The sequence below is a fragment of the Pseudomonas sp. B21-053 genome (assembly GCF_026016365.1).
Taxonomy (GTDB): Bacteria; Pseudomonadota; Gammaproteobacteria; order Pseudomonadales; family Pseudomonadaceae; genus Aquipseudomonas; species Aquipseudomonas nunensis.
Genome location: NZ_CP087205.1, coordinates 6,083,110 through 6,102,879, shown reverse-complemented (window position 1 = coordinate 6,102,879; position 19,770 = coordinate 6,083,110). Strand labels below are relative to the sequence as shown.

The window sequence follows — 19,770 nt, the reverse complement described above, 5'->3', positions numbered from 1 at the left end:
TCAGTCCTTGGTGACCCGGTTGATTTCTTCAAGGCTGGTAATGCCTTGCATGGCCTTGATCAGCCCGGAAGTGCGCAGGTCGTTGAAGCCGTCCTTGCGCATCTGGATCTCGATTTCCAGGGAGTTGCCTTCGGCCATGATCAGCCGTTGCAGGTCTGGCGTGTTCTTCACCACTTCATAAATCCCGATTCGCCCTTTGTAGCCGTGGTTGCAGTGATCGCAACCGACGGGCTCATAGATCGTGAATGAGCCGATGCGTTCCTCAGGGAAGCCTTCCTTGATCAGCGCCTCGCGGGGGATGTCGATCGGCGCCTTGCAGTGGCTGCACAGCTTGCGCGCCAGGCGCTGGGCGATGATCAGGGTGACCGAGGTGGCGATGTTGAACCCCGGGATGCCCATGTTATGCAGGCGGGTCAGGGTTTCCGCAGCGCTGTTGGTGTGCAGGGTCGACAGCACCAAGTGCCCGGTCTGCGCGGCCTTGATCGCGATTTCCGCGGTTTCAAGGTCGCGGATCTCGCCGACCATGATCACGTCCGGGTCCTGGCGCAGGAACGAGCGCAGGGCCTGGGAGAAATCCAGCCCTTGCTTGGGATTGACGTTGACCTGGTTGATGCCTTCCATGTTGATCTCCACCGGGTCTTCGGCGGTGGAGATGTTGATGTCCACGGTATTGAGAATATTCAGCCCGGTGTAGAGCGACACGGTTTTGCCCGAGCCGGTGGGGCCGGTGACCAGGATCATGCCTTGTGGCTGCTTGAGGGCGGCCATGAACAGGGCTTTCTGGTCGGGCTCGTAACCGAGGGCGTCGATGCCCATCTGGGCGCTGGACGGGTCGAGGATCCGAATCACCACTTTCTCGCCCCACAGCGTCGGCAAGGTGTTGACCCGAAAGTCGATTGACTTGCTCTTGGACAGGCGCATCTTGATCCGCCCGTCCTGGGGTTTGCGTCTTTCGGAAATGTCGAGGCTGGCCATCACCTTGAGCCGGGCGGCAATCCGCCCGGCCAGTTGAATCGGCGGCTTGGCGACTTCGCGCAGGATGCCGTCGGTGCGCATCCGTACCCGATAGGTTTTTTCGTAAGGTTCGAAGTGCAAGTCGGAAGAGCCGCTCTTGATCGCATCAAGCAGCATCTTGTGGACGAAGCGCACCACGGGCGCGTCATCGGCGTCTTGCCCGGGGATGGAGTCGTGGTTTCTATCGTCGACGGTCTCGATGTCCAGGCCATCGAGGTCCACATCGGCCATCTCTTCCAGGCCGGTGGCGTGGCTGTCGAAGAACTTTTCGATGGCGTCGCTGAGCTTGTCGTCCTCTACCAGGATGGCTTCGGTGCTCAGCCCTGTGCTGAACTGGATATCGTTGATCGCCTGGTGGTTGGTTGGGTCGGAAACCCCCACAAACAGTTTATTGCCACGTCGCCAGAGGGGCAGGGCGTGGTGCTGGCGGACCAGCTTCTCGCTGACCAGACCCTTGGGTTGGGTCTCTTTGTCCAGACAGTGGAGGTCCAGCAGGGCCATGCCGAAATGTTCCGAGGCAATCTCAGCCACTTCACGGCTCTTCGCCAGTTTGTTCTGCACCAGGTAGCTGACCAGTGAAATCCGGTTGCGCTGGGCTTGCTGATACGCCAGTTGCGCGCTTTTTTCAGTGAGCAGTTCGGCCAGCACTAATTGCTTGGCCAGACCGCTAAGGGCGATGTCGTTCATGGGGATACCGGACGCAGACAGTTCATGACTTATAGCCTAGTCAAGGCGAGGAACCAAACCAGTGGGGGTGAGGTGACAAAAAGTGTCAGATAGTGCGGTTACAGGGGGTAGGAAAGGGCGCTTTCGACACTTCGCGCCCCACAGCCAGGGCAGCGAAGGCCTGGCACGGAGTATGCTGAGGCTTAATCAGATCATGAGATTTCGACTCATGCATGGAGCTTGTCTATGAATACTCAGAAAGGTTTTACCCTGATCGAACTGTTGATCGTGGTGGCGATCATCGGGATTCTGGCGACGTTTGCGATTCCGGCGTATTCAAAATATCAGGCGCGGGCAAAGGTCACTGCGGGGGTAGCAGAGATTTCGGCGCTTAAAGTGAATTATGAGGACAAGATCAACTCAGGTACTGCTGCCCCAGCAGTTGCTGACATCACTTCGGCTGCCACCACGCAAAATTGCACAATTACCGTCTCGGCAAGCCCTACGGGCATCATCTGTACGCTCGTAGGTGCGCCTGCGCAGGTGTCCGCTGCGACTATTACTTTGACTCGTGATGCCACCTCGGGCTGGTCTTGCAAAACAAGCGCCGCCGCCGATTTCGCCCCAGCGGGTTGCCCTCATGGCTAATGGCGGCTAATTCGTCGACGACCAAGCCCCGCCTCTCAAGATGCGGGGTTTTTTTTCGCTGATTGTTTGAGTGCTCGATGTGCTGGTTTTACGTAAAAGTAAAACCTTCGCAAATTCATGGCCTTAGGCCTTCGACAAAACCGGCAAGTTGCATGTACGCAAACCGCTCTTCATGCATTTTGCATGATTGTGGAATTTGGCGATTTTTTTAAGTTGTTGATTTATATAGGTTTAATTGGTTTTTCAAAGTTGGCACAGCGTTCGCAATATACCCAGTAACCCTGCTGAGAAGACACGCAGCAGACTTTATAGAAAAACAGGAGTTACTCGTATGAAGAAGTTCGCTATCGCTACTGCTGCCGCGCTGACCCTGACCATGGCCGGTGCTGCATTCGCACAGACCACCACCACCCAAGCCCCGATGACTCTGGCGGCTGGTGAAGTGACCAAGGCTAAAGAAGCCACTTCCGATACCTGGATCACTACCAAAGTGAAAAGCGATCTGGTTACCGAGAAAGGCATCCCAGGCACTGACATCAAAGTAGAAACCAACAAAGGTGTTGTATCGCTGTCGTCCACTGTTGCAGTGACCGACGCTCAGAAAGCCACCGCTGTTGCGATCACCAAGAAAATCAAAGGCGTTAAAGCAGTTTCTGCTGACGGCCTGAAAGCCGAGTAAGGCAAGACTTCTCCGCTTGAACCGGGAGAAGGCGTGGCAGACGGGCTGAGCAATACGCCTGCCGCCTCTGGAGAGTTCATGCGAAGGCCACAAGGACGTGGCCATTACAGGCCTCCGACATTCGTGTCGGGGGCTTGTTCTATTGTGGAAGGATCAAAAGCAAAAGATCGCAGCCTTCGGCAGCTCCTACAGAGGAATGCATTCACCCTGTAGGAGCTGCCGAAGGCTGCGATCTTTTGATCTTTAGTTGCCGCGCTTGCTGGTGATTTCCTTCAGCCGATTACCTTCAAATCGCAGGTACTGGTACATCCCGTTGTTAGGCCCGTAGGTCCATTCCTCGACCTGGAATTCTTCCCGTCGGTTGGCACTGCGCTTATAGCCCAACGCATCCCGGGAAACGGGTTGTCCACATTTCTGCAGCACTTCGCTGGACCGGTCGCCCACGCTGATCAACTGACTGCCGCAGCGCAGGGTATCGGCTGCGCTGGCCTGACTGGCAGCCATCGCCAGGGTCAGGCCGATCAGCAATTGTCTGATCATCACTCGGCGTCCAGGTGCAGTGGCGTAATCACTCGACCATCACTTTGCGCTTCACCCAGGCTGGCGTCGACAAAGTACACGCGGTCATCGGCCATCTGCGTTTTGTCCACCAGGAAGTCCTTGATGCTGCTGGCCCGTTCCTGGCCCAGTTGGCGCAACAGCGTGTCGCTGGAACTCCAGAACTTGATCACATCCGCGCGCATTTTGGCGGTGCGTTCTTCCTTGCCCAGGTCCTTCCATTCGGCGGGCGGCTGAGTCTTGAGACGGGTGCGGTAGATGCCTTCCAGCAGCGCACCTTTCTCGCCCTCCGGCACTTGCAGCAGGGACGCCTGGGCCGGAACCTTGTCGCCACGGCGCTGGAGCATTTTGTAGTAGTTGTACTGGTACTCACGCTCCAGCCGTTGCTCGGCGATCAGCGGACCGTCGCTGTTTTGCGCGGCGGTGCCTTCGATTTCCAGGCGCAGGGCCGGACGTTCCTTGAGCGCACTGGAGAGTTTGACCAGCGACGCCTCGGCTTCCTTGCTCAGGTCACTCGAACCCGGCGCAAACGACACGGTGCCCAAGTCTTCCGAACCACCGCCGCTGATCAACCCGCCGATCATTTTGAACGGTGCGGCCGCCGCTTTGACGATCAGGTTGCGCAGGGTCTGCCAGACAATCGGCATGATGCTGAACTGCGGGTTGTTCAGGTCGCCGGTCACCGGCAATTCGATGGAAATCTTGCCGTCGACGTCCTTGAGCAGGGCGATCGCCAGTTTCAGCGGCAGGCTGGTGGCGTCCGGGCTGTCGACTTTCTCGCCCAGTTGCAGTTGCTCGACCACAACCTTGTTTTCAGCCTTGAGCTGGCCCTTGGTGATCAGGTAATGCAGGTCAAGATTGAGCCGGCCCTTGCGGATGCGGTAGCCGGCGAACTTGCCGGAGTACGGCGTCAGCGTCGTCAGCTCCACCCGTTTGAAACTGGTGGCGATGTCGAGGCTGGCCATCGGGTCGAACGGGTTGACCGCGCCCTTGATGGTGACCGGCGCATAGCGATCGACCTTGCCCTTGATGTCGACCGTCGCGGGTTTCGCCTGGCGGCTGTCGATGGTGCCGATCGCACCGTTGAGCTGTTGCACTGCCGTCGCGAAGTTCGGCGTGAGGCTGAAGTCGGCGAAGTTCGCCGAACCGTCGTTGATCGCAACACCGCCGACGTGGATAGCCAGTGGTTTGTCCTTGCTGGCCGCCGGTTTTGCTGCAGCAGTCTTGGCGCCGGAATCGGGTGGTTGCGGGACCAGCAGGTCATCGACGTTGGTGGTGCGGTCATCATTGATCATGAAGCGCACGTAGGGCTGGAACAGGTTGACCTTGTCGATTGACAGGCTGTCGCCGTGCTGATAGTTCAGGCCTTCGAGCGTCAGTTGCTGCCACTTGAGGAAGTCGCGGGTTTTCAGGGTGTCGAGGGTGTGCAACTGATCGACCTGGGCGCGACCGGTCACGCTGAAGGCCAGCGGTTCGGTGCTTTTCAGGTCAACCGCCAGGTCACTGCCGAGCATGCCGCTGCGCAGTTCCAGGCGAATGAACGGGGTGATGTAGGACTGGGCAACGCGCAGGTCGATGTCCTTGGTCTGCACTTTCAGCTTGGCGCTGACCGGTGCCAGATTGACCTCGCCGTCCGCGGTGATCTTGCCTTGCTTGCCGATACCCGTGTCGAGCTTGAGGGCGAAAGGCGAGCCATTGAGGCTGTCGAAATTCTGCAGGTCCACATTCAGTGGGCCCACTTCCAGCGCCACGGCCGGCTGCGCCTTGCGATCGGCCAGATGCACCTGGTAATTGCGCAGTTGCACGTCTTTGAGCAGCACCTGCCACGGTTTGCTTGGCGGAGTGGGTTCAGGTTTTGGTGAGTCGGCTGCTGCCGGAGTCGTCGCTGGTTCGGCTTTGGCTTTGACTGCCGCTTTGGACGGTTGGCTGGCAAACAATTTCTGCCAGTCCAGTTGGCCATCTGCTTCGAGGGCGGCCCAGGTTTCGAGTTTGTTGCTGCGGATCTTGCCGACGACGACTTGCTGCTTGGCCAGGTCTATCGTGGTATCGCTGACGTCCAGGCGTTCGAGTTTCACCAGCGGCCGGCCGTCCGGTGCATTGATGGCGAAGGGCGCGACGCTGACCGCGACGTTGCTCAGCAGCAGTTCGGTTTCCTTGGCCAGGTTGAGCTTGTAGTCGGTGCTCAGGTTCAACACGCCGTTTTCCAGGGCCAGCGGCAACGCATCACGTACGTATGGCCACCAGACTTTCATCTGGCCGTCGGTGACTTTCAACTTACCTTCGGAGGCAATCGGCACCAGGCTGAAATTGCCGGTCCAGTCGATCTGCCCGCCTGCGGGGCCGGCCGCGACCAGGGTCATGTCGGCGTTGTCATCGGGCAGGGTACTGAGGTTCTTCAGCTCGAAATCGAGTTTGTCGTAAAGGAATTCGATCGGCTCGCTGGGGCGCGAATCCTGGAAGTGCACATAACCGCCGGCCAGTTTGATTCGCTCCACGCGCAGCGGGAACGGCTTGGCATTCGGGTCGGCCGGGGTCGGTTCGCTGGCGGGGATTTTGAACAGGCCGAGCAGGTTGAGTTTGCCGTCCTTGCCGAAAAGGATTTCAGTCTTGGGTTTGTCCAGTTCGATATCGGACAGGTGCAGCGCCTTGGTCCAGAGACTGTCGATCTGCAGGTTGGCGTAAAGCCGTTCGAAGCCGACCTGTTCCTTGCCTGGCTCACCGATGATCAGGCCCCACAGGGTGACTTCAAGGCTGAAGGGGTTGAGTTCGATGCGCTGGATGTGCGCGGGTGTCGTGGCGTAATTGGCCAACTGCTGGTTGGCGATCCGCAAGGCGATGCCCGGCAAAATCAGAAACCCCAGCAGGCTGTAGAGAGCCAGAGCAGTCAGCAAGGCGCCGATAGCGCGAATCAATCCTTTGGGCATGTGCGGCTTCATTTGTCTGATCGGAGTGCCTTGGAGTATGGCACGCGTTTTCGGTTCCGAAGTACTCGCCCTGTTCAGGTTTGTTCAGAAAAAAGTGAATGAAACGTCCTCGCGCGTCAAAGCTGCAGGATCAGGGTTTTCAACGGTGGCTGCTGATCCATCGACGGGAAATCCGCGCCCGGGGTCATCACCGACCACTCGCGCACCGGCCGACCGGCCTTCTCTGCACAGCGCAAAACCTGCCCGCGCCAGTCGTCCATGCTGACCTTCGCCAGATTGTTGCAGCAGATCAGCACGCCATTCTCGGCGGTGGTCAGCAACGCGGGCTTGAGCAGGCTTTGATAGTCGCGCAGCAGGTCGACGGTGCCGAATGCGCTCTTGGCCCAGGCCGGCGGATCGAGCAGCACCAGATCGTACTGACGCTGTTCCAGGCGTTGGTAGCTCGGCAGTTTCTGTCCGCGACGCTGACTGATCGGCAGACCGGCGAGTTGGCGGATCGCCGGGAAGTAATCGGACTGAATGAATTGCATGGCCGGCAACTGCGGGTTGAGCAGGCCGTTTTCGCGGCCCACGGCCAGGTTGCCTTCGGCGAAGTCGAGGTTGCAGACCTCGCGCGCGCCACCGGCCGCCGCACTCAGGCCGACGCCGCAGGTGTAGGCGAACAGGTTCAGCACGCTTTTGCCTTTGCTGTGATCCTTGACCCAGCCACGGGTGTTGCGCAGGTCGAGGAACAGCAACGGGTCTTGCCCGGCGTGACGGCCGCGAACCCGGTAATTGAGGCCCCATTCGTGGCCGATCAGGTCTTGCAGCGCGGCTTCGTCGGCTTGGTAGACAGTGTCTTCGCGGTCGATACGCGAATTGCCCCGGGAGCGGTCGTTGTAGACCAGCAGGGTGTCGAGCCCAAGGTGTTGATTGATGCTGTCGTGCAGTTGCAGCAGCGCGTCGCGTTCCAGCGACTGGTGAAAACTTTGCACCAACAGTTGCGGACCGTAACGGTCGATAGTCAGGCCGCCGGCGCCTTCCTGGCTGCCATGGAACAGGCGATAGCAATCGGTGCCCTGCTGATGCAGTTCGGCAAGCAGGTCCTGGCGATGATCGAGGGCGGCGCGCAGCGCCTGATTCAAGGAAGACATGCTGGGCGCCTTGCAGGAGGAGGGAATTTGGCGCGGGAGTTTAACAGTTCGCAGCAATAAGAACCTGTAGGAGCGAGGCTTGCCCGCGAAGAACGATAACGCGGTATATCAGCCAGACCGTGTGGCCTTCTTCGCGGGCAAGCCTCGCTCCTACGACAGCAACCCCATCCGTCGCTTGGCCCGCTGCACCGAGCCATTCCTCATCGCCCAGCGCAGCATCGGCGCACTGCGCTTGACGCTGGCGCGGATCAACTGGCGTTGCAGCGGGTTCTGATTGACCCCGAGCATGTCACTCGCCCAATCCGGCAGCAGGTCGATCCCGGCCTGCATCATCAAGCCGCCAAACGGTTTGGCCATGCGGCTGGGGGAGGGTGCGTTCAGCAGCAGGCGCAACACCTCGCGACTGCGCTCGTCGCACAGCAGCTGCGGGCGGATTCGCTCCAGATACTCGGCTATTTCCTTGCGGCTATGCGGCACATCGCGGGCGCCCAGGCGCTCGGCGATCACCGCGATTTCGGCGTAGTAGCGGTCTTGATCAGCCAATGACAAATGCGGATTGCGATAACGCAGGTGCGCCGCGAGGAAGTTACTGACCTCGGCCACATGCACCCAGGTCAGCAAGTCTGGATCACTGGCGGCATACGGCCGGCCATCCGGCGCGGTGCCGACCACTTGCAGGTGGATGGTGCGCACTTTCTCGATCAGCCAGTCGGCGTCCTTGCGCGAACCGAACGTCGTCCCGGAGATGAACTGACTGGTACGGCGCAAACGGCCGAGCATGTCTTGGCGAAAATTCGAATGATCCCAGACCCCAGCCAACGCCAGTGGATGCAAGGCTTGCAGCATCAATGCACTGATGCCGCCAATGAGCATGCTGCTGAAATCACCATGCACTTGCCAGCTCACCGACTCGGGCCCGAACAGGCCGGGATCGCCCTTGGGATTCTCCAGGTCGAGGTTGCCCAGGGACAGACCGGTCAGGCTCATGAGCTGGGTTTCGATGCGGCTGCGGATGAATTCCATGGCGACTCAGTGGCGGAAAAAAGACTGACTGGAATGCCCCTGTGTAGGAGCTGCCGAAGGCTGCGATCTTTTGATTTTTCGATCTGAAAACGAAGATCAAAAGATCGCAGCCTTCGGCAGCTCCTACACAGGGCATGCCGGGTCGGAGTGTTATTGATTCAGGCGTTTATCGACCAACTCCTGCACCACACTTGGATCGGCCAGGGTCGAAGTGTCGCCCAGGCTATCCAGTTCGTTGCAGGCGATCTTGCGCAGAATCCGCCGCATGATCTTGCCCGAACGGGTTTTCGGCAAGGCCGGCGCCCATTGAATCAGGTCTGGCTTGGCGAAGCTGCCGATTTCCTTGCTGACGTGCGCCAGCAGTTCTTTCTTCAGTTCATCGTTGGGTTCGGAGCCGTTCATGGGCGTGACGAAGGCGTAGATGCCCTGGCCCTTGACGTCGTGGGGGTAACCGACCACTGCGGCCTCGGCGATGCTGTCGTGCAGCACCAGGGCGCTTTCCACTTCGGCGGTGCCGATGCGGTGCCCGGAGACGTTGATCACATCGTCGATACGCCCGGTGATCCAGTAGTCGCCGTCCTCGTCGCGCCGCGCGCCGTCGCCGGTGAAGTAGTAGCCGGGGTAGGGCTTGAAGTAGGTTTCGACCATGCGTTGCGGGTCGCCGTAGACGCTGCGAATCTGCGCCGGCCAACTGGATTTGATCGCCAATACGCCGCTGCCAGCGCCTTTGATTTCCTTGCCCACTTCATCGAGCAACACCGGTTGCACGCCGAACATCGGTTGCGTGGCGCAGCCCGGTTTGATGCGCTTGGCGCTGACCAGCGGGCTGAGCATGATGCCGCCGGTTTCGGTCTGCCACCAGGTGTCGACGATTGGGCAACGCTGTTCGCCTACGACGTTGAAGTACCAATCCCACGCTTCGGGGTTGATCGGCTCACCGACACTGCCGAGTAATCTCAGGCTCGCCCGGGAGGTTTCCTTCAACGGCTCGGGGCCTTCACGCATCAGCGAGCGCAGGGCGGTCGGTGCGGTATAGAAGATGTTGACGTGGTGTTTGTCGATGACTTGCCAGAAGCGTGAGCTGGTGGGGTAGCTCGGCACGCCTTCGAAGATCAGCGTGGTCGCACCATTGGCCAGCGGTCCGTAGACGATGTAGCTGTGGCCGGTGACCCAGCCGACGTCAGCGGTGCACCAGAATACTTCTTCGTCGCGGTAGTCGAGCACGTACTTGAAGGTCATTGCGGCTTGTAGCAGATAGCCGCCGGTGGTGTGCAGCACGCCTTTGGGTTTGCCGGTGCTGCCGGAGGTGTAGAGGATGAACAGCGGGTCTTCGGCGTCCATCGGCTCGGGCGGGCAATCGTCGCTGACATCGCGCAGGGCCTGGTGATACCAGATGTCCCGGCCTTCGACCCAGTTCACTTCGCCCTGGGTGCGCTCGACCACGATCACCGTGCTGACGTTCGGACAACTCTCGAGTGCCTTGTCGACCTTCTCCTTGAGCGGCACGAATTTACCGCCGCGCACGCCTTCATCGGCGGTGATCACGGTATGGCAGTCGGCGTCGAGAATCCGGTCGCGCACCGAGTCCGGGGAAAAACCGCCGAACACCACCGAATGCACCGCGCCAATCCGCGTGCAGGCGAGCATCGCGTAGGCGGCTTCGGGGATCATCGGCATGTAGATGCACACGCGATCACCTTTTTTCACGCCACGACTTTTCAGCACGTTGGCCAGGCGACAGACGTTGTGATGGAGTTTTTTGTAGGTGATCTGGGCGGATTCGGCGGGGTCGTCGCCTTCCCAGATGATTGCGATCTGATCGCCACGTTTTTCCAGGTGACGGTCGATGCAGTTGTAACTGACGTTCAGCTTGCCCCCGGCAAACCAAGCGGCTTCGCCGGTTTTCAGGTTATAGCGCTGGACGGTTTGCCACGGAGTGCTCCAGTCGAGGAAGCGCGTGGCCTGTTCGGCCCAGAAGGTGCTGGGGTGTTCGATGGATTGTCGGTAGAGACGCTGGTAGTCGTCCTGACTCAGGTTGGCTGCCCGGCGTACGGCATCGGCTTTGGGGAACGTGCTGATATCGAACATGACGGTTCCTTATTCTTGTTTTGGTAAACAAGTCATAAAGATGCGCCGAGTGCCCAGCGGGTTCAAGTCATGCCCTAAAACAACTGTGGGAGCGAGCCTGCTCGCGAATGCGGTAAGCCAGTCAACTTATCTGTTGAATGACACTCCGTCTTCGCGAGCAGGCTCGCTCCCACAGGGGTGTTGCAGTGTGGCGTCAGATCAACCGCGGTGACGGTCTCTGTAGGAGCAAAGCTTGCTCGCGAAGTAGGCGACTCGGTGTATCAAGTACATCGAGTCATCGTTCTTCGCGGGCAAGCCTTGCTCCTACAGGATTTGGGGCGTTAGCCGCGGTGACGGCCGCGGAAGTAGTTGATCAGGCCTTGGGTCGAAGCATCGTCAGCCGGGGTTTCTTCGCTGCCGACCAGGCGGTTGTAGACGCCTTTGCCCAGTTCTTTACCCAACTCCACGCCCCACTGGTCGAAGGCGTTGATGCCCCAGACCACGCTTTGCACGAAGACTTTGTGTTCGTACAACGCCACGAGTGCGCCGAGGCGACGCGGGCTGATGCGCTCGACCACGATGGTGTTGCTCGGACGGTTGCCCGGGATCACCTTGTGCGGCGCGAGTTTGTGCACTTCTTCTTCGCTCAGGCCTTTGTCGCGCAGCTCAGTCTCAGCTTCAGGAAGGGTCTTGCCGAGCATCAATGCCTGGCTTTGCGACAAGCAGTTGGCGTACAGCCACTGGTGGTGGTCGGACACCGGGTTGAAGCTGACGATCGGCACGATGAAGTCGGCCGGGATCAGTTGGGTGCCCTGGTGCAGCAACTGGTGGTAAGCGTGCTGACCGTTGCAGCCAACGCCACCCCAGATAACCGGGCCGGTATCGGTGGACACAGGCGTGCCATCCTGACGCACGCTCTTGCCGTTGGATTCCATGTCCAGCTGTTGCAAGTGCTTGGTGATGTTACGCAGGTAGTGGTCGTACGGCAGGATCGCGTGGCTTTGCGCGCCCCAGAAGTTGCCGTACCAGACGCCAAGCAGTGCCAGCAGCACCGGCATGTTCTGTTCGAACGGTGCGCTCTGGAAATGCTGGTCCATGGTGTAGGCACCGGACAGCAGTTCCTTGAAGTTCGACATGCCGATGGCCAGGGCAATCGGCAGACCGATGGCCGACCACAGCGAGTAACGCCCGCCAACCCAGTCCCACATCGGGAAGATGTTTTCTTCGCGGATACCGAAGGCCACGGCGGCGGCGTTGTTGCTCGAGACCGCGATGAAGTGACGATACAGCTCGGCTTCCGAACCGCCCTGAGCCAGGTACCAGGCGCGTGCGGCCTGAGCGTTCTTCAGGGTTTCGAGGGTGTTGAAGGATTTCGACGAGACGATGAACAGCGTGGTCTCGGCGCGCAGCTTCATGGTCAGTTCGTGGAACTCACTGCCATCGATGTTCGCCAGGTAATGGCAGCGCACGCCTTTATGGGCGTAGGACAACAGCGCTTCGGACACCAGCTCGGGACCGAGGAACGAGCCACCGATGCCGATGTTCACCACGTCGGTGATCGGCTTCTCGGTGTAACCGCGCCACAGACCATCGTGGATACGGCCCACGAGGTCGGTGATCTGGTTCAGCACTTTGTGCACTTCTGGCATCACGTTGACGCCATTGACCGACAACTTGTCGCCCACCGGGCGGCGCAGTGCGGTGTGCAGCGCAGGACGGCCTTCGGAAGAGTTGACGATTTCGCCTTCGAACAACGACTTGATCGCGCCCTTGAGGTCGACTTCGTTGGCCAGGCCCACCAGCAGATTGCGGGTCTCGGCGTTGATCAGGTTTTTCGAGTAATCGAGAAACAGACCGCAGCTGCTGAGGGTGAATTGAGTAAAGCGCTGCGGGTCGGCATTGAACGCTTCGCGCATGCTGAAATCCTGCATGGCTTGGCGGTGGTCTTTCAACGCTTGCCAGGCGGGCAGAGCGGTAACGTCATGAGGAGTGCGGTAGTACGCCATCGCTGCGATTTTCCTTTTTACTTGAACTGCCTTTAAGACACTGAAGATCCCGGAACGTCCCGACCGCTGGGTGGGTCATTGCGGGCAATCTGCTTGGAGACGATTAAATAGCGCAGGGCGGTAACAGTAAACCTCGCGTGCGGATCTGTCTTCGCTTTGTATGACTCGTTTTCTGTACTTTTTTAACATTAAAACCAGAAATGCCCCGACAAACGGGTGTTTGCCGGGGCAGGGTGCAATCAGGCCACCTGGACTGGAATGGCATTGCTGGTGTGGCTCAGCTCATTGCCCGGCGCCATGTAGAGCATGCGCGGCTTGAAGTTCACCAACTCGGCTTCGCTGTAATGAGCGTAAGCGCAGATGATCACCCGATCACCGACCTTGGCCTTGTGCGCCGCAGCACCGTTGACGGAAATCATGCGCGACCCTTCTTCGCCACGAATCGCGTAGGTGGTGAAGCGCTCGCCATTGTCGACGTTGTAGATCTGGATCTGTTCGTATTCACGGATGCCGGACAAGTCCAGCCACTCGCCGTCGATGGCGCAAGAACCTTCGTAATCGAGTACTGCGTGGGTGACTTCGGCGCGGTGCAGCTTGGCCTTGAGCATGATGGCGTGCATGAGTGTTTCCCCAGGTCGGAATCGAACGGCGGGCATATTGCACGAAGGCTTTAAGGGCGGCAATACGCCGCGCAAGCCACCACAGAAACCAATGTGGGAGCGAGCCTGCTCGCGAATGGGACATTCAACATCAATGCTGAATGTCCCATTCGCGAGCAGGCTCGCTCCCACAGGGGAGTTGCGGTGTTTAGGCGGAAGCGTCGAGGTTCAGGTGCAGGTTGTCGATCAATCGCGTCGTCCCGAGGAACGCCGCCACCAGAATCACCAGATCCCGATCTTGCGCAGTGGCCGGACGCAAGGTCACGGCATGGCGGATTTCCAGGTAATCGGTGCGCAATCCAGCCGCTTCGAGTTGTTTGATCTGTGCCTCGATCAGCGCCGGATAGTCGCGATCACCCTGTTTAATCGCGTCGGCAATCGACGACAGCGTGCGATACACCACGGGCGCAGTCGCTCGTTGTTCTTCGCTGAGGAAACCATTGCGCGACGACAGTGCCAGGCCATCGGCGGCGCGGACGGTCGGTTCGCCGATGATCTGGATCGGCATGTTCAGGTCATGCACCAGGGCGCGAATCACCGCCAGTTGCTGGAAGTCTTTCTGGCCGAAGATCGCCAGGTCCGGCTGGACCATGTTGAACAGCTTGCTGACTACCGTTGCCACACCTTCGAAATGCCCCGGACGGCTGGCACCGCACAAGCCTTCGGACAATTGCGGAACGCTGACACGGGTCTGGCCGGCCATGCCGTCGGGGTACATTTCTTCGACGGTCGGGGCGAACAGCAGATGGCAGCCGCCCTGGAGCAGTTTTTCCTGATCCGCCGCCAACGTGCGCGGGTACTTGTCGAGGTCTTCGCCAGCGCCGAATTGCAGTGGGTTGACGAAAATACTCGCGACCACGAAATCCGCCCGTTGGGAGGCTTTGGCAATCAACGCGATATGACCGCTGTGCAGGTTGCCCATGGTCGGGACGAAAGCAATGCGCTTGCCTTCACCGCGGGCACGGGCGATAGCAGCCCGCAGTTCGCGGACGGTTTTGACGGTGTTCATGCAGAGAATCCGTGTTCGATACCTGGGAAAGTCGCCGCTTTGACTTCAGAGACGTAAGCGCCGAGTGCAGCCTGGATGCTGACTTGTCCGGCCATGAAGTTCTTCACGAACTTCGGCACGCGACCCGTGATCGACAGGCCGAGCATGTCGTGCAGCACCAATACCTGGCCGTCGGTGCCGCTGCCGGCGCCGATGCCGATCACCGGAATACCCACGGCTTGGGTGATTTCTTCAGCCAATTCGCTCGGTACGCATTCGAGCAGCAACATCGACGCACCGGCCTGTTCCAGGGCGATGGCGTCGGCACGCATCTGCCGCGCCTGGTTCTCGCTGCGGCCCTGGACTTTGTAGCCGCCCAGAATGTTCACCGATTGCGGGGTCAGGCCCATGTGCGCGCACACCGGCACACCGCGTTCGGCCAGCAGGCGGATCGAGTCCGCCAGCCACAAAGCGCCTTCGACCTTGACCATGTGCGCACCGGCCTGCATCAGCAGGGCACTGTTGGTCATGGCTTGTTCAGTGGTGGCGTAGGCCATGAACGGCAGGTCGGCGAGGATCAGGGCGTCGGCATTGCCGCGTTTGACGGCGGCCACGTGGTAGGCCATCTCAGCGGTGGTAACGGGCAGGGTGCTGTCGTGACCTTGCAAAACCATGCCGAGGGAGTCGCCCACCAGCAGCACTTCGACACCGGCCTCATTGCAGGCGTGGGCGAAGGTCGCGTCATAGCAGGTCAGCATGGTGATTTTTTCACCTTTCTGCTTGAGGCTCTGGAGCGTGGTCAGGGTGATGGCTGGCATGTAAAAAATCCTCGTTCAGGCGCTATGGAAACTACTGCGAGTAACGCGCGTGATTCTTCATTTACTCAGGCGCACGGTCTTTTGTCGTGCTTATAAGGCCTGGATTGCGCCCTTTAGCGCCGCGTTGGCGGCAGCGGGACGCCTATAGTCGTGAGGAGGACTCGGGAAGTCAATTGTGTGTGTTACCGCATTGTTACGTGTGGGGTGTTACCGGGGTAACTGATGCGATTCAGCAGATTCTGCGCAGCCAATACAAATCATTGTGGGAGCGAGCCTGCTCGCGAAAGCGTCGGTCTATTCAACATCGATGTGCCAGACAGGCCGCTTTCGCGAGCAGGCTCGCTCCCACAGGGGGGATCACATTAGCTCTGGGGAATGCGTTCGAGGCCGACGAACAGACATGCCGCAAGCAATTCGCTGAGGGTCCGGCCATCCGCCAAGCGCAAATCCGCCGGCGCCAGTTCGGCCAGTGGATACAGGACGAAGGCGCGTTCCTGCATATGGTAGTGCGGGACTTTGAGGCGGGGCTCGTCGATCAGGCGATCGCCGAAAAGTACAATGTCGAGATCCAGCGTGCGCGGCCCCCAACGTTCAAGGCGCTCGCGACCCTGGCCGTTTTCGATGGCTTGCAGCGCATCGAGCAGGTCCAGCGGCGCGAGGCGGCTGTCGAGGGCGGCAACTGCGTTGGTGTAGCGCGGTTGGCCGGGCAGCAGCGAGTCGCTTTGATAAAACCCGGACACCCCGACCAGTTCGGTTTGCGGCAACCGCGCCAGCGCCTCGACGGCGCTGCGCAACTGTTCGGCGGGGTCAGCCAGATTGCTGCCCATGCCGATGTAGACGCGTTCCATGACTTACTCGCCCGTGGTGCTCGGTGCGCCAGCGGCGCGTTTGCGCTTGGCGCCGCCGCTGCGACGACGTTTGCGTGGAGCGCCGGCGCCGTCATCCTTGCCGCTGAGGTCGCGGATCATGTCGCGACGTTCGCTGTCGTTCGCGTCCTGATAATCCGTCCACCATTCGCCCAGGCCATCGGTCTGCTCGCCGGCGCTTTCGCGCAACAGCAGGAAGTCGTAACCGGCACGGAACCGCGGGTTGTCCAGCAACAGGTCGGCGCGCTTGCCGCTACGGCGCGGCAGGCGTTCCTGCATGTCCCAGATCTCGCGGATCGGCATGGTGAAGCGTTTCGGAATCGCAATGCGCTGGCACTGTTCGGCAATCAGTTCGTGCGCCGCTTCCTGCATCGCCGGAATCGGTGGCATGCCGCGTTCTTGCAGGCGCAACACGCGGGCCGGGAGGGCCGGCCACAACAGTGCGGCAAACAGGAACGCCGGGGTCACCGGTTTGTTCTGCTTGATCCGCAGGTCAGTGTTGATCAGCGCTTCACTGATTAGCGTGTGGGTGTACGTCGGGTTGTATTCCAATGCTTCGGCACTGGCCGGGAACAGTGGATCGAACAACTGCAGGTCGACCAGCATCTCGAAGGTGTCCGCGGCGTGGCCGGAGAGGAACAACTTGAGTACTTCTTCGAACAGACGTGCCGACGGAATCTCGCGCAGCATCGGTGCCAGGTCGCGGATCGGCGCGGCGCTGTGTTTTTCGATACCGAAATTCAGCTTGGCGGCGAAACGCACGGCCCGCAGCATCCGTACCGGGTCTTCCTGGTAGCGTTGCTTCGGGTCGCCGATCAGGCGGATCAGGTGATTGCGGATGTCGTGTACGCCATTGGCGTAATCGAGGATGCGCTCACTGACCGGATCGTAATACAAGGCGTTGATGGTGAAGTCGCGGCGTTGCGCGTCTTCTTCCAGGGTGCCATAGACGTTGTCGCGCAGGATGCGCCCGCTCTCGTTGCGGGAAGACTGGTTGCTGTCTTCCTCTTCATCGTTTTGCGGGTGGTTGGCACGGAAGGTCGCGACTTCAATGATTTCGCGACCAAAGTGGATGTGCACCAGTTTGAAACGACGGCCGATGATCCGCGCATTGCGAAACTCTGCCCGTACTTGTTCAGGGGTGGCGCTGGTGGCGACGTCGAAATCTTTCGGCGTGATGCCGAGCATCATGTCGCGCACACAACCGCCGACCAGGTAAGCCTGGTAACCGGCGTTCTGCAGGCGTTCGACGATATTCACCGCGTAGCGGCTGAATTGCCCCTTTTGCAGCGAATGTTGGCCGCTGTTGAGCACTTCAGGCGTGCTGCGGATGTGTTGCGTATGACGCTTGGGAGAACGGAATGACTGGAACAACTTCTTCAGCATGGGATGCACTGTTTGAAGGAATGTTCGGCCATAACGAAGAATGACCGCATGATGGGCCGGGATTCTAGCATTTAGTCGGGGGATGGTGTAGGAAGCTGCGAAACCGCGTGAAGGGCATATCTGGAAAGCCCTGTAGCAGCTGACGAGCAGCGCGAGGCAGCGTCCGGCGGCGAAGCCGTCGTAAACCAGAGATTGCGGTGGGTCAGGGGGAATGCGGTTGCTTATCTTGCGACGGCTTCGCCGCCGGACGCAGCCTCGCGGTGCTCGACAGCTGCTACGTGCGGACGATATGCGGACGATATGCAGGTTATACGCGGGCTCAAACGCCAGAAACTACAAGGGGAGCCGAAGCTCCCCAAGAAGTAGTTGCATGCTCTATTTTTATTATTGGTTTCGGGCTTTTTGTTTTTGTTAAGTGCCCTCGTCATGAAGTTTTTCCTTCATGACCCTCCCAATCGGGAGCCAAGAGCAAACGGATTGCTTTGGTCGCTGTGTTGCAGTGATCTTACGATCCAACCAGTTCAGGCTCTGTCTTAGGACAGTTTTTGTTGTTCTCGGCCTGGTCGTGGGGCAAGCCCCAAATACAACGCCTCTCCAAAAGAATCAGTTAGCTGCGCCTCTCGCCGTCTTGTTTTTATTGTGCGTGAGTCGATTCGTCTTATTTTTATTGTCTTGTGCATTGCTTGTTATTGTTCTTGTACTGAACATATAGCAGGGTGCGTGCCAACTTTTGCGAGGCCCAGCAAAACAAGGGGTTAGGCGGTCTGGCGAGGTTTTTCGAGGCCCAAAAAAACCGGGGCTTCGTTACCGTAAGCCCCGGCTTCTGTTACGTGAAAAGACTGGGGTAACAGTTTTTTCACATCGTCACGTGTTACCCGCACACCCTACAGGTGACGTTCAGCTTTCGCTGGCCACCCCGGTCTTGCGCCGTGGAATGCCCAGGCGTTGGCGACGTTCCCACAGGCACTTGCGGCTGACCCCGAGTTTGCGGGCCAGTTCGGTTTCGGTCATGTGGTCCTGATGCTCGAGGACGAAGTGCTGGAAGTAGTCTTCCAGCGACAGGTCTTCGGTCGGCTCATGGCTATTGTTACCGGCGGCGTTGCCCTGTTGCGGGGGCAGGCCGATGAAGTCGTCATCGTCCAGATCGCTCAGTTCGATGTCGATGCCCAGCAGCTCGGCGGAAATTTCCGGGCTCTCGCACAGGATCACCGCGCGTTCGACCGCATTTTCCAGTTCACGAACGTTGCCCGGCCAGGTGTAGTGACGAATCGCTTGCTCGGCATCCGGGGCAAACTTCAGGTCGGTGCGGTTGACCCGCGCGCTCTGGCGCACCAGGAACGCATTGGCGATTTCGTTAACGTCCGCACCGCGCTCGCGCAGGGCCGGCAGTTTCAAGGCGATTACGTGCAGGCGGTAATAAAGGTCTTCACGGAACTGGCCGATCTTCGCCAGGCTCTTGAGGTCCCGGTGAGTCGCGGCGATCAGGCGTACATCGACTTTCTGCGATTGCACCGAGCCGACCCGGCGAATTTCGCCTTCCTGCAACACGCGCAGCAAGCGAGCCTGGGCTTCGAGTGGCAGTTCGCCGATCTCATCGAGGAACAAGGTGCCGCCGTCCGCCGCTTCCACCAGCCCCGCACGCCCGGCGCTGGCGCCAGTGAACGCGCCTTTCTCGTGGCCGAACAGTTCGGACTCGATCAGGCTTTCCGGAATGGCCGCGCAGTTCACCGAAATCATCGGTGCCTTGGCCCGTTTGGAGAGGTTGTGCAGGGCGCGGGCCACCAGTTCTTTACCGGTGCCGGACTCGCCCTGGATCAGGACGTTGGAGTCGGTGGGCGCGACTTTGCGGATCTTGCTGTACAGGTCCTGCATCGGCGGACAGGAGCCGATGATGCCGATCTCGCCATTGCTGTTATCGACGCCCGGCTTCGCGGCGCCATTGGCGGCTTTGCCGACCACTGGCTCACCGGCGGCGGGTGCCGACTGGCGATCGCGCAGGATTCGCGCAACGGCCTGGAGCATTTCGTCGTGATCGAAAGGCTTGGCGATGTAATCCACCGCGCCCATCTTCATGGAATCGACGGCCGAACGCAGGCTGGCGTAGCTGGTCATGATCAGCACCGGAGTGCCTTGGCCAAGCTTGATCAGTTCAGTGCCCGGTGCGCCAGGCAGGCGCAGGTCACTGACGATCAGGTCAAACGTGGGAATGCTGAAACGCTCTTGTGCTTCCTGCACGGATCCGGCTTCGCTGACCTGGTACTGATTACGTTCCAGCAGGCGGCGCAAGGCGGAGCGGATAATTGTTTCGTCTTCGACGATCAAAATGTGCGGCATT

Annotated in this window: 15 protein-coding genes; 2 read left to right on the top strand and 13 right to left on the bottom strand. The window is 59.6% G+C overall.

The features are described 5' to 3' along the window. Positions 1-1,701 carry a type IV-A pilus assembly ATPase PilB gene (pilB, locus tag LOY68_RS27310; protein ID WP_265040953.1) on the bottom strand — a complete coding sequence of 567 codons (1,701 nt, stop codon included), beginning with the start codon at positions 1,699-1,701 and terminating at the stop codon, positions 1-3. Positions 1,702-1,926: 225 nt separating this feature from the next. Between pilB and LOY68_RS27305 the strand changes: the two genes are divergently transcribed. Together LOY68_RS27305 and LOY68_RS27300 are read left to right on the top strand one after the other, a co-directional pair. Beyond that, positions 1,927-2,328, top strand: coding sequence for a pilin (locus LOY68_RS27305; protein ID WP_265040952.1), 402 nt, complete (start codon positions 1,927-1,929; stop codon positions 2,326-2,328). Between the two features lie 331 nt (positions 2,329-2,659). After that, positions 2,660-3,007 carry a BON domain-containing protein gene (locus tag LOY68_RS27300; protein ID WP_163911782.1) on the top strand — a complete coding sequence of 116 codons (348 nt, stop codon included), beginning with the start codon at positions 2,660-2,662 and terminating at the stop codon, positions 3,005-3,007. A gap of 243 nt (positions 3,008-3,250) precedes the next feature. Here LOY68_RS27300 and LOY68_RS27295 read toward each other — a convergent pair whose 3' ends face one another. The 12 genes from LOY68_RS27295 to LOY68_RS27240 all read right to left on the bottom strand — a co-directional run bounded on the left by LOY68_RS27295 (position 3,251) and on the right by LOY68_RS27240 (position 19,769). After that, a complete protein-coding gene (locus LOY68_RS27295) occupies positions 3,251-3,547 on the bottom strand; it encodes a DUF2845 domain-containing protein (RefSeq protein ID WP_265040950.1) in 297 nt (98 codons plus the stop codon). Continuing rightward, positions 3,547-6,489: a DUF748 domain-containing protein gene (locus LOY68_RS27290; RefSeq protein ID WP_265040949.1), complete on the bottom strand. Its 2,943-nt coding sequence runs from the start codon at positions 6,487-6,489 to the stop codon at positions 3,547-3,549. The genes LOY68_RS27295 and LOY68_RS27290 overlap by 1 nt, the downstream gene beginning before the upstream one ends. A gap of 116 nt (positions 6,490-6,605) precedes the next feature. After that, positions 6,606-7,622, bottom strand: coding sequence for a class I SAM-dependent rRNA methyltransferase (locus LOY68_RS27285; RefSeq protein ID WP_265040948.1), 1,017 nt, complete (start codon positions 7,620-7,622; stop codon positions 6,606-6,608). Positions 7,623-7,772: 150 nt separating this feature from the next. Beyond that, a complete protein-coding gene (locus LOY68_RS27280) occupies positions 7,773-8,645 on the bottom strand; it encodes an oxygenase MpaB family protein (protein WP_265040947.1) in 873 nt (290 codons plus the stop codon). A 150-nt stretch (positions 8,646-8,795) separates the two neighbouring features. Beyond that, positions 8,796-10,733 (bottom strand): acetate--CoA ligase, encoded by a 1,938-nt coding sequence (acs, locus tag LOY68_RS27275; protein ID WP_265040939.1) that lies wholly within the window; start codon positions 10,731-10,733, stop codon positions 8,796-8,798. Positions 10,734-11,053: 320 nt separating this feature from the next. Next, positions 11,054-12,718 carry a glucose-6-phosphate isomerase gene (gene pgi / locus LOY68_RS27270; RefSeq protein WP_054051291.1) on the bottom strand — a complete coding sequence of 555 codons (1,665 nt, stop codon included), beginning with the start codon at positions 12,716-12,718 and terminating at the stop codon, positions 11,054-11,056. A 239-nt stretch (positions 12,719-12,957) separates the two neighbouring features. Beyond that, positions 12,958-13,338 carry an aspartate 1-decarboxylase gene (gene panD / locus LOY68_RS27265; protein ID WP_007963888.1) on the bottom strand — a complete coding sequence of 127 codons (381 nt, stop codon included), beginning with the start codon at positions 13,336-13,338 and terminating at the stop codon, positions 12,958-12,960. A 187-nt stretch (positions 13,339-13,525) separates the two neighbouring features. Further along, the gene (gene panC / locus LOY68_RS27260; protein WP_265040938.1) at positions 13,526-14,386 is read right to left on the bottom strand and encodes a pantoate--beta-alanine ligase; all 861 of its coding nucleotides are present in this window, start codon (positions 14,384-14,386) and stop codon (positions 13,526-13,528) included. Then, positions 14,383-15,183: a 3-methyl-2-oxobutanoate hydroxymethyltransferase gene (gene panB / locus LOY68_RS27255; protein WP_054051288.1), complete on the bottom strand. Its 801-nt coding sequence runs from the start codon at positions 15,181-15,183 to the stop codon at positions 14,383-14,385. Before panB ends, panC begins: the two co-directional genes overlap by 4 nt. A 362-nt stretch (positions 15,184-15,545) precedes the next feature. After that, positions 15,546-16,031, bottom strand: a complete 486-nt coding sequence (gene folK, locus LOY68_RS27250; RefSeq protein ID WP_265040937.1) for a 2-amino-4-hydroxy-6-hydroxymethyldihydropteridine diphosphokinase — start codon at positions 16,029-16,031, stop codon at positions 15,546-15,548. A gap of 3 nt (positions 16,032-16,034) precedes the next feature. Further along, positions 16,035-17,435 carry a polynucleotide adenylyltransferase PcnB gene (locus LOY68_RS27245; RefSeq protein ID WP_163911805.1) on the bottom strand — a complete coding sequence of 467 codons (1,401 nt, stop codon included), beginning with the start codon at positions 17,433-17,435 and terminating at the stop codon, positions 16,035-16,037. A gap of 897 nt (positions 17,436-18,332) precedes the next feature. Continuing rightward, positions 18,333-19,769 (bottom strand): sigma-54-dependent transcriptional regulator, encoded by a 1,437-nt coding sequence (locus LOY68_RS27240; protein WP_054051281.1) that lies wholly within the window; start codon positions 19,767-19,769, stop codon positions 18,333-18,335. Position 19,770: the final 1 nt, after the last annotated feature.

Bases quoted from the DNA above. Each gene is read 5' to 3' on its own strand.
- pilB (WP_265040953.1), bottom strand. From the start codon at position 1,701: ATGAACGACATCGCCCTTAGCGGTCTGGCCAAGCAATTAGTGCTGGCC.
- panB (WP_054051288.1), bottom strand. From the start codon at position 15,183: ATGCCAGCCATCACCCTGACCACGCTCCAGAGCCTCAAGCAGAAAGGT.
- LOY68_RS27300 (WP_163911782.1), top strand. From the start codon at position 2,660: ATGAAGAAGTTCGCTATCGCTACTGCTGCCGCGCTGACCCTGACCATG.
- LOY68_RS27245 (WP_163911805.1), bottom strand. From the start codon at position 17,435: ATGCTGAAGAAGTTGTTCCAGTCATTCCGTTCTCCCAAGCGTCATACG.
- panD (WP_007963888.1), bottom strand. From the start codon at position 13,338: ATGCACGCCATCATGCTCAAGGCCAAGCTGCACCGCGCCGAAGTCACC.
- panC (WP_265040938.1), bottom strand. From the start codon at position 14,386: ATGAACACCGTCAAAACCGTCCGCGAACTGCGGGCTGCTATCGCCCGT.
- LOY68_RS27280 (WP_265040947.1), bottom strand. From the start codon at position 8,645: ATGGAATTCATCCGCAGCCGCATCGAAACCCAGCTCATGAGCCTGACC.
- LOY68_RS27240 (WP_054051281.1), bottom strand. From the start codon at position 19,769: ATGCCGCACATTTTGATCGTCGAAGACGAAACAATTATCCGCTCCGCC.
- pgi (WP_054051291.1), bottom strand. From the start codon at position 12,718: ATGGCGTACTACCGCACTCCTCATGACGTTACCGCTCTGCCCGCCTGG.
- LOY68_RS27295 (WP_265040950.1), bottom strand. From the start codon at position 3,547: ATGATCAGACAATTGCTGATCGGCCTGACCCTGGCGATGGCTGCCAGT.
- LOY68_RS27285 (WP_265040948.1), bottom strand. From the start codon at position 7,622: ATGTCTTCCTTGAATCAGGCGCTGCGCGCCGCCCTCGATCATCGCCAG.
- folK (WP_265040937.1), bottom strand. From the start codon at position 16,031: ATGGAACGCGTCTACATCGGCATGGGCAGCAATCTGGCTGACCCCGCC.
- LOY68_RS27305 (WP_265040952.1), top strand. From the start codon at position 1,927: ATGAATACTCAGAAAGGTTTTACCCTGATCGAACTGTTGATCGTGGTG.
- LOY68_RS27290 (WP_265040949.1), bottom strand. From the start codon at position 6,489: ATGCCCAAAGGATTGATTCGCGCTATCGGCGCCTTGCTGACTGCTCTG.
- acs (WP_265040939.1), bottom strand. From the start codon at position 10,733: ATGTTCGATATCAGCACGTTCCCCAAAGCCGATGCCGTACGCCGGGCA.